16 protein-coding genes are annotated in these 16,102 nt (G+C 61.5%); 9 read left to right on the top strand and 7 right to left on the bottom strand.

The genetic code is table 11. The annotated features are described in order from the left end of the window. The first annotated feature begins 83 nt into the window (after positions 1-83). The 4 genes from ATI14_RS03075 to lnt are packed head-to-tail and all read left to right on the top strand — an operon-like array spanning position 84 to position 3,953. Positions 84-1,088: a PhoH family protein gene (locus ATI14_RS03075; protein WP_016973901.1), complete on the top strand. Its 1,005-nt coding sequence runs from the start codon at positions 84-86 to the stop codon at positions 1,086-1,088. Continuing rightward, positions 1,081-1,539 (top strand): rRNA maturation RNase YbeY, encoded by a 459-nt coding sequence (gene ybeY / locus ATI14_RS03080; protein ID WP_031320360.1) that lies wholly within the window; start codon positions 1,081-1,083, stop codon positions 1,537-1,539. The genes ATI14_RS03075 and ybeY overlap by 8 nt, the downstream gene beginning before the upstream one ends. 42 nt (positions 1,540-1,581) lie before the next feature. Continuing rightward, the gene (locus tag ATI14_RS03085; RefSeq protein WP_016973902.1) at positions 1,582-2,421 is read left to right on the top strand and encodes an HlyC/CorC family transporter; all 840 of its coding nucleotides are present in this window, start codon (positions 1,582-1,584) and stop codon (positions 2,419-2,421) included. Positions 2,422-2,429: 8 nt separating this feature from the next. Continuing rightward, positions 2,430-3,953, top strand: a complete 1,524-nt coding sequence (gene lnt / locus ATI14_RS03090) for an apolipoprotein N-acyltransferase (protein ID WP_016973903.1) — start codon at positions 2,430-2,432, stop codon at positions 3,951-3,953. Between the two features lie 107 nt (positions 3,954-4,060). On the opposite strand, the gene ATI14_RS03095 is transcribed toward lnt, so the two are convergent. After that, a complete protein-coding gene (locus tag ATI14_RS03095) occupies positions 4,061-4,822 on the bottom strand; it encodes a YdcF family protein (RefSeq protein ID WP_016973904.1) in 762 nt (253 codons plus the stop codon). 97 nt (positions 4,823-4,919) lie between these two features. After that, positions 4,920-5,237 (bottom strand): hypothetical protein, encoded by a 318-nt coding sequence (locus ATI14_RS31590; protein ID WP_016973905.1) that lies wholly within the window; start codon positions 5,235-5,237, stop codon positions 4,920-4,922. Between the two features lie 262 nt (positions 5,238-5,499). On the opposite strand from ATI14_RS31590, the gene leuS reads away from it, so the two are divergent. From leuS to ATI14_RS03125, 5 genes are all read left to right on the top strand, one after another. Next, positions 5,500-8,106, top strand: a complete 2,607-nt coding sequence (gene leuS, locus ATI14_RS03105; protein ID WP_016973906.1) for a leucine--tRNA ligase — start codon at positions 5,500-5,502, stop codon at positions 8,104-8,106. An 89-nt stretch (positions 8,107-8,195) separates the two neighbouring features. Continuing rightward, positions 8,196-8,801 (top strand): LPS-assembly lipoprotein LptE, encoded by a 606-nt coding sequence (locus ATI14_RS03110; protein ID WP_016973907.1) that lies wholly within the window; start codon positions 8,196-8,198, stop codon positions 8,799-8,801. Positions 8,802-8,839: 38 nt separating this feature from the next. Next, on the top strand, positions 8,840-9,877 hold the full coding sequence (holA, locus tag ATI14_RS03115; protein ID WP_016973908.1) for a DNA polymerase III subunit delta: 1,038 nt from the start codon (positions 8,840-8,842) through the stop codon (positions 9,875-9,877). A gap of 233 nt (positions 9,878-10,110) precedes the next feature. Beyond that, the gene (gene arfA, locus ATI14_RS03120; RefSeq protein ID WP_003237016.1) at positions 10,111-10,275 is read left to right on the top strand and encodes an alternative ribosome rescue factor ArfA; all 165 of its coding nucleotides are present in this window, start codon (positions 10,111-10,113) and stop codon (positions 10,273-10,275) included. A gap of 61 nt (positions 10,276-10,336) precedes the next feature. Then, the gene (locus tag ATI14_RS03125; protein ID WP_016973909.1) at positions 10,337-11,662 is read left to right on the top strand and encodes a lytic murein transglycosylase; all 1,326 of its coding nucleotides are present in this window, start codon (positions 10,337-10,339) and stop codon (positions 11,660-11,662) included. A 116-nt stretch (positions 11,663-11,778) separates the two neighbouring features. On the opposite strand, the gene ATI14_RS03130 is transcribed toward ATI14_RS03125, so the two are convergent. The 5 genes from ATI14_RS03130 to ATI14_RS03150 form a co-directional block, all read right to left on the bottom strand. After that, positions 11,779-12,696, bottom strand: a complete 918-nt coding sequence (locus ATI14_RS03130) for a S66 peptidase family protein (RefSeq protein ID WP_016973910.1) — start codon at positions 12,694-12,696, stop codon at positions 11,779-11,781. 155 nt (positions 12,697-12,851) lie between these two features. Next, on the bottom strand, positions 12,852-13,853 hold the full coding sequence (gene lipA / locus ATI14_RS03135; protein WP_165448252.1) for a lipoyl synthase: 1,002 nt from the start codon (positions 13,851-13,853) through the stop codon (positions 12,852-12,854). Positions 13,854-13,879: 26 nt separating this feature from the next. After that, a complete protein-coding gene (gene lipB, locus ATI14_RS03140) occupies positions 13,880-14,527 on the bottom strand; it encodes a lipoyl(octanoyl) transferase LipB (RefSeq protein WP_016973912.1) in 648 nt (215 codons plus the stop codon). Then, complete coding sequence (locus tag ATI14_RS03145; RefSeq protein ID WP_016973913.1) at positions 14,527-14,802, bottom strand: DUF493 domain-containing protein; 276 nt, start codon at positions 14,800-14,802, stop codon at positions 14,527-14,529. The genes lipB and ATI14_RS03145 overlap by 1 nt, the downstream gene beginning before the upstream one ends. Before the next feature lie 84 nt (positions 14,803-14,886). Beyond that, entirely contained in the window at positions 14,887-16,044 is a 1,158-nt protein-coding gene (locus ATI14_RS03150) for a D-alanyl-D-alanine carboxypeptidase family protein (RefSeq protein WP_016973914.1), read from the bottom strand. Between the last annotated feature and the right edge of the window lie 58 nt (positions 16,045-16,102).

Genomic DNA, 16,102 nt, shown 5'->3' on the forward strand with positions numbered 1-16,102 from the left:
GCCTATATAAGTGCTTTCGCACACACGCCTCTGGCGTTATCCTCTCTTTCACCTCAACAGCCAAAGGGCGGCTAAAAGCGACCTTGAACGCACCCATCGCAGAACCCCATCGTTTTATCCTCGAGCCGTTTGAGGCTCGCCGTTTCGCCAACCTGTGCGGACAGTTCGACGAGCACCTGCGCCTGATCGAACAACGCCTGGGCATCGAGATCCGCAACCGCGGCAATCAGTTCGAGCTCATCGGTGAAACCCAGCCCACAAAATCGGCAGAAAACCTGCTGCGCCGTCTCTACCGCGAAACCAAGGGTAGTGAGCTGTCGCCGGAAATCGTGCACCTGTACTTGCAGGAATCGGCTGTGGAAGACCTGGCCAACAACCCTGTCGCCGAAGCCAGCGTGGCCCTGCGTACCAAAAAAGGCATGATTCGCCCAAAGGGCTTGAATCAGCAGAAGTACGTCAAGGCAATCCTCGGTAACGATATCAATTTCGGCATCGGCCCCGCCGGTACCGGCAAGACCTACCTGGCCGTGGCCTGTGCAGTGGATGCCCTTGAGCGCGAGCAAGTGCGCCGCATCCTGCTGGTGCGTCCGGCGGTCGAAGCGGGTGAAAAACTCGGCTTCCTGCCGGGCGATCTGGCCCAGAAGATCGACCCCTACCTGCGCCCGCTCTACGACGCGCTGTACGAAATGCTTGGCTTTGAATACGTGGCCAAGCTGATCGAGCGCCAGGTGATCGAGATCGCCCCGCTGGCCTACATGCGCGGTCGCACCTTGAGCAACAGCTTCATCATCCTCGACGAGAGCCAGAACACCACGGTCGAGCAGATGAAAATGTTCCTGACCCGCATCGGGTTTGGCTCCACGGCCATCATCACCGGCGACATTACCCAGGTTGACTTGCCCCGGGGCACCAAGTCGGGTCTGGGCCATGTGATTGAAGTGCTCAAGGACGTGCCGGGCATCAGTTTCACGCACTTCTCGCCCAAAGACGTGGTCCGCCACCCGCTGGTGCAGCGCATTGTCGAGGCCTACGAGCGCTTCGAACACCGCGACGACGCACCGGCCAAGGACGTTCGCCACGATGCTTGAGCTTGACCTGCAGCTGGCCACCGACGCGCCCGCCCCGAGCGAAGAACAATTGCGCCAATGGTGCGCACTGGCCTTGCGCCAGCGCACCGCCGACTCGGAGCTGACCATTCGCCTGGTGGACGAGGCCGAGGGCCGTGAACTGAATCACACCTGGCGCCAAAAGGACTACGCGACCAACGTGCTGTCCTTCCCCGCCGACGTGCCGGATGAGTTACTGGATATCCCATTGCTGGGCGACCTGGTGATCTGCGTTGCCGTGGTGGAACGCGAAGCCAGGGAACAAGGCAAGGAACTTGAGGCCCATTGGGCCCATCTAGTCATCCACGGCTGCTTGCATCTCTTGGGTTACGACCATATAGACGATGACGAAGCCGAAGAAATGGAAACACTGGAACAAACGTTGCTTGCTGAATTGGGTCATCCGGACCCATACGCAGATGACGAAAACTGATCAACACTTAACCGACACGACAAAGGATTCAGAGTAATCGCTATGAGCGAAGACCGATCGAGCAACGGGCAGAAGTCATGGCTGGGTAAACTGACCCAGGCTTTTGCCCACGAGCCGAAAAACCGCCAGGAGCTGCTGGAGCTGCTGCGCGAGGCCCATCAGAACAAGTTGCTGGACAGCGAAGCGCTGGCCATCGTCGAAGGCGCCATTCAGGTGGCTGACCTGCAGGTTCGGGACATCATGGTCCCGCGTTCGCAGATGATCAGCATCAAGGCGACCCAGACCCCACGGGAATTCCTCCCGGCCGTGATCGACTCGGCGCACTCGCGCTACCCGGTGATCGGTGAAAGCCATGACGACGTCATGGGTGTCCTGCTGGCCAAGGACCTGTTGCCGCTGATCCTCAGGGAGAACGGCGACAACTTCAACATCAAGGATTTGCTGCGCCCGGCCACGTTCGTGCCTGAATCCAAGCGCCTGAATGTGCTGTTGCGCGAATTCCGCGCCAACCACAATCACATGGCCATTGTGATCGACGAATACGGCGGCGTGGCCGGTCTAGTGACCATTGAAGACGTGCTGGAACAGATCGTCGGCGACATCGAAGACGAGCACGACGTCGAAGAAGACAGCTACATCAAGCCACTGCCGAGCGGTGACTTCCTGGTGAAGGCGCTGACGCCGATCGAGAACTTCAACGAGTTCTTCGACAGCGAATTCTCCGACGATGAATTCGACACCGTCGGCGGTTTGGTGATGAGTGCGTTCGGGCATCTGCCAAAACGTAACGAAACCACCGAGATTGGCGCGTACCGCTTCCGCATCCTGAATGCCGACAGCCGCCGTATCCATCTGATTCGCCTGACACCTATTGCCCGCTAAGGACTGACATGCGCCGTCTCACTGCTCCCGGCTGGCCCGGTAACCTGCTGGCCGTGGTGGCCGGCGCCATCACCACCCTGGCGCTGGCGCCGTTCGACCTGTGGCCGTTTGCACTGGTGGCGGTCGGATTGTTCTATGTCGGGTTGCGGGAGTTGACGCCACGTCAGGCCCTGGGCCGTGGCTGGTGTTTCGGTTTTGGCCTGTTCGGTGCCGGCACCAGCTGGATCTACTACAGCATCCACCACTTCGGCGGCGCTTCGGTGCTGCTGGCGGGTTTCCTGATGCTGCTGTTTACCGCTGCGATTGCCCTGTTCTTCGCCCTGCCCGCCTGGCTGTGGGCGCGCTGGCTGCGGCGCAATGAGGCGCCGCTGGCCGATGCGCTGACCTTCGCGGCGCTGTGGGTCGGCCAGGAAGCGTTTCGCGGCTGGTTCCTCACCGGCTTCCCGTGGCTGTACTCCGGCTACAGCCAGCTCGACGGCCCGCTGACCGGCCTCGCGCCATTGGGCGGAATGTGGCTGATTTCCTTTGCCCTGGCGCTGACGGCAGCGGTGCTGTGCAACCTGCCGCGCCTGTTGGCGAGCAAACGCAACGTTTTCATCGGCGCGGGCCTGGTGCTGCTGGTGGCGCCGTGGGTCGTTGGCCTGGCACTCAAGCATCACGCCTGGACTTCCCCGTCCGGCCCGCCGCTGAGCGTGGCGGCGGTGCAGGGCAACGTCGAACAAAGCATGAAGTGGGACCCGGAACAGCTCAACGCCCAGTTGGCGCTGTACCGCGACATGAGCTTTACCTCCAAGCGTGTCGACCTGCTGGTATGGCCCGAAACCGCCGTGCCGGTGCTGAAGGAATCCGTCGAGGGCTATTTGGGCATGATGGGCAAGTTCGCCGCCGACCGGCACACCGCGCTGATCACCGGCGTGCCGATTCGCCAGGACGTGCACCACCAGAAGCGCTACTTCAACGGCATCACCGTGGTGGGTGAAGGCGAAGGCACTTACCTCAAGCAGAAGCTGGTGCCGTTCGGCGAGTACGTGCCGCTGCAAGACATGCTGCGCGGCCTGATCGCCTTCTTCGACCTGCCCATGTCCGACTTCGCCCGCGGCCCTGCCGATCAGGCGATGCTACAGGCCAAGGGCTATCAGATAGCGCCATTCATTTGCTACGAAGTGGTTTACCCGGAGTTCGCCGCCGGCCTGTCGGCCCAGAGCGATTTGCTGCTGACGATCAGCAACGACACCTGGTTTGGCCGCTCGATCGGCCCGCTACAACACCTGCAAATGGCACAGATGCGCGCGCTGGAGGCTGGCCGCTGGATGATCCGCGCGACCAACAATGGCGTGACCGGGCTGATCAACCCGTTCGGGCAGATTACCGAGCAGATTCCGCAATTCGAGCGCGGAATTCTCTATGGTGAAGTGGTGCCGATGCACAACCTCACGCCGTACCTGCAATGGCGCTCGTGGCCGCTGATTATTGTGTGCCTGGGGTTGTTCGGCTGGGCGTTGCTGGCGGGACGAATGGCCAAGACCGTCTGACCGCCAACCACAAAACCCATGTGGGAACTGGCTTGTCGGGTCGCCGCATCGCTGCGATGCGGCGGCCCGACAAGCCAGCTCCCACATTTGACCTTCAGTGCTACGACTTACCGGTAAAACATTCGATACCCCACTTGCCCCACCGCCTCGTTGATCAACTGCCCACTGCGCCACACCGACGCAAATTCGGGCAGCCAGCCGCCCAAGGGCCGGGCATTGTCCACCCCCAAAAAGCCCACCGGCCCCGGGACCACGGTGAAACCGGCTTTTTCAAAACTCCATTTCGCACGCGACATATGCCAGGCCTGGGTCACCACCACCACGCGTTTGATGCCTTGAGGCAACAGAATCCCGGCGCTCATCTGTGCATTTTCCCAAGTGGTGCGGCTACGCTCCTCTTTCCAGCGCACGGTGACGCCGAAGTCATCGAGCATCGACACCGCCATCAACTCCGCCTCGCTCGGCGGCGTGCCGTAATGCAGGCCGCCGCTGGTCAATACCGGCAACCCGGACGCCTTCGCCAGTCGCGCGGCGTAACGCTGGCGCTCGAGCCCGACGCCAGTGGGCTGATCCGTGCCCCACGCCGGGTCACCGCGTTCACGCCCGGAGCCCAGCACCACAATCGCATCGGCCCGCTGCGCCAAAGTCGCCCATTCTTCACGGGCCAAGGGCGGCTCGGTCTCCAGCGCACGCGCGCCCCATTGCACCGCTACCGGCAGGCTGATCAGCCACATTCCGCCCAATCCCACGGCAAAACACAGCCCGGCCAGGCGCGGACGACTTCTGCGAAGCCACCAGGCAAGCGCGAGCAACAGCAGAAAAATGCCAGGCGGCAAGAGCAATTGTTTAATCAAATAACGAAAAGGCATCGGGCATCTCCAAAGATGCCCGAAGCCTAGATGCAACGCGGTTTAGCGACAATCCTTACCGCCACCTTTCAAGAAGGCCAACGGATAACGCTGTGCTTCACTTGCACCGTACGGCCCGAAACCTTTCGGGGCCGCGACCGGCAGATACATCCTTCAGCCAAACAACCTTGGCCGAACGCAAGGGCTCCCGGGCAGGCGGGGAAGCCTGCCCATGAGAGGCGCGGTGGTCATTCAATTCCAGGTAGCGCTTGATCAATTCAAGCTCGGCCTGGCTCAAGCCTCGCAACTCCAGCTCCAGAGGCCGTTCATCTCGCAATCGGCCTGCGGTTCTTGCGGCATCCAGTGCCCGACCCAAACGGTCGATCAGTCCTTCATACAACTGCGGTTTCGTTAAAGTTCGCTGCGATTCAACCATCCCCTCACCTCATTGAAGATAAGACTCACTCCCCAATAAACAGCGTAGCCCCCGTGGCTGCACCTGCCTGGTGCCGCGACAGACGGCCTCGCCCGCGCAATCAGGGTTTCCCTCGATAGAGTGGGGTCATGTATGCTACGGCGCTTCCTGTAACTCCACTTCCCGCAGGGTTTGGGCACGGACGCGCCGCTTTTTGGTGTCGATCAACCTGAATGTTGCACCGAAGAGGATTAGGCCACCCCTATTCAGTTCAAAAGTAGCCATGCACGAACAATATCAGCCCCGTGAAATAGAAAATGCCGCCCAAACCTTCTGGGACGAGCAAAAGTCCTTTGAAGTCAGTGAACAGCCAGGCAAGGAGACTTACTACTGCCTATCGATGTTCCCTTACCCCAGCGGCAAGCTACACATGGGGCACGTGCGTAACTACACCATCGGCGACGTGATCTCCCGCTACCAGCGCATGCTCGGCAAGAACGTCCTGCAACCCATGGGTTGGGACGCCTTCGGCATGCCGGCGGAAAACGCCGCGATGAAAAACAACGTGGCGCCCGCCAAGTGGACCTACGAAAACATCGCCTACATGAAGACCCAGCTGCGCAGCCTGGGCCTGGCGGTGGACTGGTCGCGCGAGGTGACCACCTGCAAGCCGGATTACTACCGTTGGGAGCAATGGCTGTTCACTCGCCTGTTCGAAAAAGGTGTGATCTACAAGAAAAGCGGCACCGTGAACTGGGACCCGCTGGACCAGACCGTACTGGCCAACGAGCAGGTCATCGACGGCCGTGGCTGGCGTTCCGGCGCGCTGATCGAAAAGCGCGAAATCCCGATGTACTACTTCAAGATCACCGCCTACGCGGATGAGCTCTTGTCGAGCCTCGACGACCTGCCGGGCTGGCCTGAACAGGTCAAGACCATGCAGCGCAACTGGATCGGCAAATCCAAGGGCATGGAAGTGCAGTTCCCTTACAACATCGATTCGATCGGCACCGAGGGCGCACTCAAAGTCTTCACCACCCGCCCGGACACCCTGATGGGCGCGACCTACGTCGCCGTGGCCGCCGAACACCCGCTGGCCAGCCAGGCCGCGCAGAACAACCCTGAGCTGCAGGCATTCATCGCCGAATGCAAAGGCGGCAGCGTGGCCGAAGCCGACGTCGCCACCCAGGAGAAAAAAGGCCTGCCGACCGGGCTGTTTGTTGAACATCCATTGACCGGCGAAAAACTGCCGGTCTGGGTCGCCAACTACGTGCTGATGCACTACGGCGATGGCGCAGTAATGGCGGTGCCGGCGCACGACGAGCGCGATTTCGAATTCGCCACCAAGTACAGCCTGCCGATCAAGTCGGTGGTGCGCACCAGCTCCGGCGACACCAACCCGGCGCCGTGGCAGGACGCCTACGGCGAGCATGGCGAGCTGATCAACTCCGGCGAATTCGACGGCCTGGATTTCCAGGGCGCCTTCGACGCCATCGAAGTCGCACTGATCAAGAAAAACCTCGGCGCCTCGCGCACCCAGTTCCGCCTGCGCGACTGGGGCATCAGCCGCCAGCGCTACTGGGGCTGCCCGATCCCGATCATCCACTGCCAGACCTGCGGTGACGTACCGGTGCCGGAAGACCAATTGCCCGTCGTCCTGCCGGAAGACGTGGTGCCGGACGGCGCCGGCTCGCCGCTGGCGCGCATGCCCGAGTTTTACGAGTGCAGCTGCCCGAAATGCGGCCAGCCTGCCAAACGTGAAACCGACACCATGGACACCTTCGTCGAGTCCTCCTGGTACTACGCCCGCTACGCCTCGCCACACTATGAAGGCGGGCTGGTCGAAAAATCCGCAGCCGACCACTGGCTGCCGGTGGATCAGTACATCGGCGGTATCGAACACGCCATTCTTCACCTGCTCTACGCGCGCTTCTTCCACAAGCTGATGCGCGATGAAGGCCTGGTGAGCTCCGACGAGCCGTTCAAGAACCTGCTGACCCAGGGCATGGTGGTCGCCGAGACTTACTATCGCCGTGAAGCCAACGGCGCCTACACCTGGTTCAACCCGGCGGACGTCGAGCTTGAGCGCGACAGCAAAGCCAAGGTCATCAGCGCCAGGCTGATCGCCGACGGTCTGCCGGTGGAAATCGGTGGCACGGAGAAGATGGCCAAGTCCAAGAACAACGGCGTTGACCCGCAGTCGATGATCGACCAGTTCGGCGCCGACACCTGCCGCCTGTTCATGATGTTCGCCTCGCCGCCTGACATGAGCGCCGAATGGTCCGACTCCGGCGTTGAAGGCTCGCACCGCTTCCTCAAGCGCGTCTGGCGTCTGGCGCACGCTCACATCAGCCAGGGCCTGCCGGGCAAACTGGACGTGGCCGCCTTGAGCGATGAACAGAAAGCCATTCGTCGCAGCACGCACCTGGCCATCCGCCAGGCCAGCCAGGACGTGGGCCAGAACCACAAGTTCAACACCGCCATCGCCCAGGTGATGACGCTGATGAACGTGCTGGAGAAAGCGCCGCAAGCGACTGAACAGGATCGTGCGCTGGTACAGGAAGGCCTGGAAACGGTCGTGCTGCTGCTGGCTCCGATCACGCCGCACATCAGCCACGACCTGTGGAACCGCCTGGGCCATGAAGGCGCCATCATTGATGCCGGCTGGCCGGTGCAGGATGACAGCGCCCTGGTGCAGGACACGCTGCAACTGGTGATCCAGGTTAACGGTAAACTGCGTGGCCAGATCGACATGCCGGCCAGCGCCAGCCGTGAAGACGTCGAAGCCGCCGCACGCGTCAACGAGAACGTGCTGCGCTTCACCGAAGGCCTGACGATCCGCAAAGTGATCGTGGTGCCTGGCAAACTGGTCAATATTGTCGCCAGCTGAATCGGATCGGGCGCAGGGCTTGAGCCCTGCGCCGAACTAAACCTTTAGGGCCTCGATAAGGCCGACATGGTTTCAAGGGGAGCAACAAAATGATCAAACGCAATTTGCTGGTGATGGGCCTTGCCGTGCTGCTGAGCGCTTGCGGCTTCCAGCTGCGCGGCACCGGCACCAACGAGCTGAGCATCAAGGAACTCGACGTCAGCGCCCGTAACGCCTATGGCGACACCGTGGTTCAACTGCGCCAGTCCCTGGAAAACAGCGGCGTGCACGTTTACACCGGTGCAACCTACAAACTGTTCCTGGCGGACGAGCAGGAAACCCAGCGTAACCTCAGCTACGCCAGCGCCGGCCGTGCGTCAGACATTGAGCTGAACACCAAGCTTGTCTTCGAACTGCGTGGCCGCGACCAGCTGCCATTGATGGGCGACAAGATCGAAGTGCAGAAAGTCGTGAGCCACGACGGCAACAACCTGGTGGGCTCGGACTCGGAAATCATCCAGGTTCGCAAGGAAATGCGCCGCGAGCTGATCCAGCGCATGATGGTCCGCCTGCAGCAGCTGACGCCGGAAAAACTGGCAGCCCTGCAACAGACTGCCGACAACAAGGCCAAGGCCGATGCCGACGCCCTGAAAGCCGCGCAAGAGTATGAAGACAACACGCCGAAACAATCGCCTGTTGAAGTGCCTGTCGAGTAAACCGAGCGGGGCGCCCAAGCGCCCCGTTTGACCTGCCTATGAAACTCGCCCCCGCCCAACTCGCCAAACACCTGCAAGGTGGCCTTGCGCCGGTCTACATCGTCAGCGGTGATGACCCGCTGCTGTGCCAGGAAGCAGCCGATGCGATTCGCAGTGCCGCGCGCCAGCAAGGTTTCGACGAACGCCAGGTGTTCAGTGCCGACGCCAGTTTCGACTGGGGTACGTTGCTGCAAGCCGGTGCGAGCATGTCGCTGTTTGCCGAAAAACGCCTGCTGGAACTGCGCCTGCCTTCGGGCAAGCCCGGCGACAAGGGCGCGGCGGCGCTGATGGAATACTGCTCGCGGCCTGCCGAAGACACGGTATTGCTCGTCAGCCTGCCCAAGCTCGATGGCAGCGCGCAGAAAACCAAGTGGGGCAAGGCGCTGGTGGAGGGGCCACACACCCAGTTCATCCAGATCTGGCCAGTGGACAGCAACCAGCTGCCGCAGTGGATTCGCCAACGGCTGTCCCAGTCAGGGCTATCGGCGACGCAAGACGCTGTGGAATTGATCGCCGCCCGGGTCGAAGGCAACTTGCTTGCCGCCGCCCAGGAGATCGAAAAGCTCAAGTTGATGGCCGAAGACGGACAAATCACTGTCGAAACCGTGCAGGGCGCGGTGGCTGACAGTGCGCGTTTCGACGTGTTCGGGCTGGTGGATGCGATCCTCAATGGCGAACCCGCCCACGCCTTGCGCATGCTCGAAGGCCTGCGTGGCGAAGGCGTGGAGCCTCCGGTGATTCTGTGGGCCCTGGCCCGGGAGTTGCGGGTGTTGGCCAATATTGCCCTGCAGTACAGCCAGGGTATTCCATTGGACAAAGCCTTCAGCCAGGCCAAACCGCCGGTGTGGGACAAACGCAAACCGCTGATGAGCAAAGCCTTGCAACGGCATTCGGCGCAACGCTGGGCGCAATTGTTGCTGGAGGCCCAACGCATTGATGCGCAGATCAAGGGCCAGGCCGCGGGTTCGCCGTGGATGAGCTTGAGCCGTTTGTCGCTATTGATGGCTGGCCAGCGCCTGTCACTGCCCGCCGAATAACCTCGCTTTCCTTCCCTGCGCGAGCTGGCTTGTGTGGGAGCTGGCTTGCCTGCGATAGCATCAGCTCGGTGCACCTGATACACCGAGGTGCCAGCATCGCAGGCAAGCCAGCTCCCACATTACTCATACCCACATAACCGTGCGAAAACGCCTACTTATCGCCGGGCTTTACAGCCGCGCCACTTCGGCAGATGATTTGCACCGCTTCATCCCACCTCAAGAGAGTACCCAGCATGAGCAAAAAGCCATCCAAGCATGGCCCCAACAAGGCCAAATCCATTATCGCCCAGCCACTGTTCCGCAGCCGTCAGGAACGCGCCGGCAAGGGCAAAGGCAGCTACCGCCGCGAAGCCTTCCAGTCTGATAGCTGGGAGGCTTCTTACTTTCTGGCTGCCTGAAGGCAAGCGCCCCTCCGGCATGATAAGGTCTGCACCTGATTTGTAATCCCTGGACCTGTGCATGCCCTCTAGTCTTTCCCGTCGTTGGCACTTTCGCCAATTGATCGCTGCCTCCAGCCTCATTCTGCTGGTCGCCTGCGCGGAGAAACCCACCGCCGCGGACGCCCAACCCCTGCCGAAACTGCAAACCGTACCGGCCGTCGCGCCCGCCGTGGTTGCACCTCTGGCTGTGGACAACCTTGATATCCAACCGACCCAAACCTTCGCCGAATGGCAGGCCGGCTTTCGTGTGGAAGCCCTGAAGACCGGGATTACCGCTGCCGTCTTCGACAACGCCTTCGCCAACGTCACCCCTGATATGGCGGTGATCCGCGCCGACCGCAGCCAGCCGGAATTTTCCCGCCCTGTGTGGGAATACCTCGACGGCGCCCTGTCGCCGGTGCGTGTGCGTAACGGCCAGGCCCTGCTGATCAAATACGCCGACATCCTGCAAAGCATCGAACAGCGCTATGGCGTTGACCGCCAGGCGCTGGTCTCGGTGTGGGGCATGGAAAGCAACTTTGGCCAGTTCCAGGGCAATAATTCGGTGATCCGCTCACTGGCGACCCTGGCGTACGAAGGCCGTCGCCCGGCATTCGCCCAGGCGCAATTGCTGGCGGCGCTGCAGATTATCCAGCACGGTGACATCCAGGCCGATCAGATGAAAGGCTCCTGGGCCGGTGCCATGGGCCAGACCCAGTTCATTCCGACTACCTACAACACCCACGCCGTCGATTTCGACGGGGACGGGCGCCGCGATATCTGGAACAGCCCGTCGGATGCGCTCGCCTCCACCGCGCATTACCTGCAAAGCTCCGGCTGGCAGAAAGGCCAGCCGTGGGGCTTTGAGGTGCAACAACTGCCGGCGAATTTCGACTACGCCCTGGCCGACGGCGGCATCCGCAAGCCCGTCGCCGAATGGCTGAAACTGGGTATCCAACTGCCACCTGGCGCGCGCATGCCGGCCAATGTCGACCAACTGTCCGCCGCCCTGCTGCTGCCCGCCGGCTACCGTGGCCCGGCGTTCCTGGTGCTGGATAACTTCCGCGCGATCCTTAAGTACAACAACTCGTCGTCCTACGCGCTGGCGGTGGGCCTGTTGTCGGAAAGATTTGCCGGCGGTGGTGTGATTCGTGGTGATTGGCCGAAGGATGAACTGCCGCTGAGCCGCTCACAGCGTATCGACCTGCAAACGGCACTCAGCGCCAAGGGTTATGACGCGGGCAACCCGGACGGGATTATCGGTGCGAATACGCGCAAGGCGATTCGTGCGGCGCAGCAGGCGCTGGGCTGGCCGGCAGACGGGTATCCGACGGTGAAGTTGCTGGAGTCACTGCAGGGTCAATAGATCTGCGGATGGTGGCTACCGCTATCGCAGGCAAGCCAGCTCCCACATTTTGATTTGTGAACACATTTCGAATGTGGGAGCTGGCTTGCCTGCAATGGCCTCATTACCGGCAACCACTATTTAAAGACCACATCCTGCTCCAGCACCAACCACTGCTCCCCCGCATCCAGCCTTACCAGCGCCCCCATCGGCAGCGTCAGGTTCGGATCGCAATGCCCACTGCGCCAGCCGGACAACACCGGAATGCACAGCGGTTCGAAGGTCTGCTTGAGCAGCCTCTCCAGCGCCAGCTTGTCCACCCCCGCCACATCCCCCACCAGCACACCGGCCACCTGAGCCAGCTTGCCGGCCAGCCGCAGATGGGTCAGCAAGCGGTCAATGCGGTAGATCGGCTCGTTGACGTCCTCGATCAGCAGGATGATGTCTTCAGCGTCCATTTCGTAGGCCGTGCCCATAACGGCCGCGATCATCGACAGGTTGCCGCCCAACAAGCGCCCGCAAGCGATGCCAGGCTCGATAGTCGTCAACGGGTAAGCCACCGGGTGCGCCAGCTCACTGCCCGCACCGAGGTCACCCCGGAGCATGCTGAGCAGTGATGACTCCGTAGGTTGCTGCTTTTCACCGAGCAAGTCGGCGTTGAGCATCGGGCCGTGGAACGTCACGAACCCGGCGTAACGGCTGATTGCCAGGTGCAGCGCGGTGATGTCGCTGTAGCCCACGAACGGCTTGGGATTGGCGCGCAACAGGTCGAAGTCCAGGCGATCGAGCAAGCGTGGCGTACCGTAGCCGCCACGCAGGCAGAAAATGGCGTCGATTTCAGGGTCGGCGAAGGCCGCGTGCAGGTCACGCAAACGCACGTCATCGCTGCCGGCCAGGTAGCCGTCGCGCTCGTAAACGCCGGGGAAGATGCGCAACTCGAAGCCACGGGCGCGCATCCATTGGCCGGCTTTTTCAATGTCCAGCGCGGCGGGGCCAGCGGGGGCGATGAGGCCGATGGTGCCTTCGGCGCGCAATGCGGGTACGGCAGTTGTCATCCATTGATCTCCCTGTATGGCGCAAAACGAACTGTGGGAGCTGGCTTGCCTGCGATGCTGGCACCTCGGTGTGTCTGGAGCACCGAGGTTAGGCTATCGCAGGCAAGCCAGCTCCCACAAAAAGCCGACTCCCACTGTGTGTGGCAGCGGCGCTGTTACGAAACCAGGCTAGCCTTGACCAGTTTGGCCTGCTCGTCCGCGTGGTACGAAGAACGCACCAGAGGCCCCGACGCGACGTTCTTGAAGCCCATCTTGTACCCTTCCTCGGCGAACCAGGCGAAGGTGTCCGGGTGCACGAAACGCTGGACCGGCAAGTGGCTGCGCGATGGTTGCAGGTACTGGCCCAGAGTCAGCATGTCGATGTCGTGTTCGCGCATGCGCTTCATGACTTCGATCACTTCTTCGTCGGTCTCGCCCAGGCCCAGCATCAAGCCGGATTTGGTCGGGATGTGCGGCATCATCTGCTTGAATTTCTGCAGCAGGGTCAGCGACCACTGGTAGTCCGAGCCAGGGCGTGCGGCCTTGTACAGGCGTGGCACGGTTTCCAGGTTGTGGTTGAACACATCCGGCGGCTCGGCGGCGGTGATTTCCAGCGCCACGTCCATGCGGCCACGGTAGTCCGGGACCAGGGTTTCGAGCATCACGTTCGGCGACAGCTTGCGGATCTCGCGGATGCAGTCGGCAAAGTGCTGGGCACCGCCGTCACGCAGGTCGTCGCGGTCTACGGAGGTGATCACCACGTACTTGAGGCGCAGGTCGGCAATGGCGATGGCCAGGCTTTCCGGCTCGTTGACGTCCAGTGGCTTCGGACGGCCGTGGCCGACGTCGCAGAACGGGCAACGACGGGTGCAGATGTCACCCATGATCATGAAGGTGGCGGTGCCGCCGGAGAAGCACTCGCCCAGGTTCGGGCAGGAGGCTTCTTCGCACACGCTGTGCAGCTTGTGTTTGCGCAGCAGCGCCTTGATACGGTCGACTTCCGGCGAAACCGGGATACGCACGCGGATCCAGTCGGGTTTCTTCGGCAATTCGGTGGTCGGGATGATCTTCACCGGGATGCGTGCAACCTTCTCGGCGCCGCGCAGCTTGACGCCGGCTTCCACCTTGGCACGCGGGGCCGGGGCCGGACGGTCGGTAACGTCCAGCGTCGGGATCATGGTTTGCACTGCATCAGTAGTCATAATCAGTCGATTCCGCCCGTGAGGGTCGTCTGCTCAGCATAGTCGAGGTGTTTGACGAGCTGCGCGCGCAGCCGGGCACTTACCTCGGCAAATTTAATCGGTGTGGCGTGGTCGCTCAGTTGGGTCATCGCCAGCCCGGCATAGCCGCACGGGTTGATCCGCCGAAACGGCGCCAGGTCCATGTCCACGTTCAGGGCCAGGCCATGAAAGGAACAGCCGTGGCGAATGCGCAAACCGAGTGAAGCGATTTTCGCGCCGTCCACATACACACCGGGTGCATCGGGCTTGGCCGCGGCGGTCACGCCATAACTGGCCAGCAGCTCGATCAGGCAAGCTTCCATGCGGCTCACCAGGTCGCGCACGCCAAAACCCAGCTTGCGCACGTCCAGCAATAGGTATGCGACAAGTTGTCCGGGGCCATGGTAAGTCACTTGGCCACCTCGGTCGACCTGCACCACCGGAATATCCCCCGGCAGCAGCAGATGCTCAGCCTTGCCGGCCTGACCCTGGGTGAACACCGGCGGGTGCTCCACCAGCCAGATTTCATCGGGGGCCGAACTGCCGCGTTCATTGGTGAAACGCTGCATGGCGTGCCAGACAGGCTCGTAGGCCATCTGGCCGAGCTCGCGAAAGCCCAGAACCTGTGACATCACAGCACCATGTGCACGAAGCCGGTAGCCCGCAATTCGCTATTGATGTTGTAAAGCTGGTCCTGATCCGTCGCAACGATGTGCAACTGGATCGTGGTGTATTTGCCGGTGGAGCTTTGACGCTCGTCCACGCGGTTGTCGTTGATCGTGGCGTATTTGCGCACGATCTCGAGAATCTTGTCCTTGCGGCCCACGCCGGTATCGCTGATCACCTTGACAGGATAATCCGTCACCGGGAATTCGATCTTTGGCGCCTTTACTTCTTTATCGGTCATGGCGTAACGGCCTCGTAAGCGTAAGCCGTGGCGACGGGCAAAGCCCCGTGTCGGATCAACACGGGGCTTTGCAGGTGCACACTATCAGTTGAACAAGCTGTAGAAGAATAGACGGATGCTATCCCAGACGCGGCGGAAGATACCACCTTCGTCAACGGCGTCCAGAGCGATCAGGTCAGCGCTGTGCACAACCTTGTCGTCCAGCTTCACTTCCACCTTGCCGATCACGTCACCCTTGGCGATTGGGGCAACCAATTGCGGGTTCAGGGTCATGCTGGCGGCGAGCTTTTTCAGCTGGCCTTTAGGCATGGTCAGGGTCAGGTCGTCAGCCAGGCCGGCCTTGACTTGCGAGGTGGCACCTTTCCAGACCGGCGCAGTCGCCAGCTCAGCACCCTTCTGATAGAAGGTCTGGGTTTCGAAGAAGCGGAAACCGTAGGTCAGCAGCTTTTGCGTTTCGGCCGCGCGGGCTTGTTCGCTGTTGGTGCCGAAGACCACGGCGATCAGGCGCTGGCCATCACGTACCGCGGACGACACCATGCAGTAGCCGGCCTCTTCGGTGTGACCGGTTTTCAGGCCATCAACGGTTTTGTCGCGCCACAGCAGCAGGTTGCGGTTAGGCTGCTTGATGTTGTTCCAGAAGAACTCCTTCTGGGAATAGATGGCGTAGTGCACCGGGTCGACACGAATGATCGCGCGGGCCAGCAACGCCATGTCATGGGCCGAGGAATAGTGCTCAGGGTTCGGCAGGCCGGTCGGGTTCATGAAGTGGCTGTTGCTCATGCCCAGGTCGCCGGCGGTTTTGTTCATCATGTCGGCGAACGCGTCTTCGCTGCCGGCGATGTGCTCGGACAGGGCCACGCTGGCGTCGTTGCCAGACTGAATGATGATGCCGTGCAGCAGGTCGCTCACGGTCACTTGCGAGCCAACCTTGATGAACATCCGCGAACCGCCGGTGCGCCAGGCGTTTTCGCTGACGGTCACCGGGTCATTCTCGCCGATCTGACCGCGACGGATTTCCAGGGTCGCAATGTACGCCGTCATCAGCTTGGTCAAGCTGGCCGGGGGCAGGCGCTGGTCACCATTGTTCTCGACCAGCACGTTGCCGCTGGCGGCATCCATGAGGACCCAGGCCTTGGCGGCCAGTTGCGGGGAAGCCGGCACCATTTCAACCGCCCAGGCGGCCGGGGTGATGATCAGCGAAAGAAGCAGGCACGTGCGTTTGGCTAAGGTGGTGATGTTCATCCGTCTCTCGAAATTGCTTATGGAAACTTGCCCTCGCGGGCAAAACTTATTCAGACAG

It is taken from the genome of Pseudomonas tolaasii NCPPB 2192 (assembly GCF_002813445.1).
In the GTDB taxonomy this organism is placed as follows: Bacteria; Pseudomonadota; Gammaproteobacteria; order Pseudomonadales; family Pseudomonadaceae; genus Aquipseudomonas; species Aquipseudomonas tolaasii.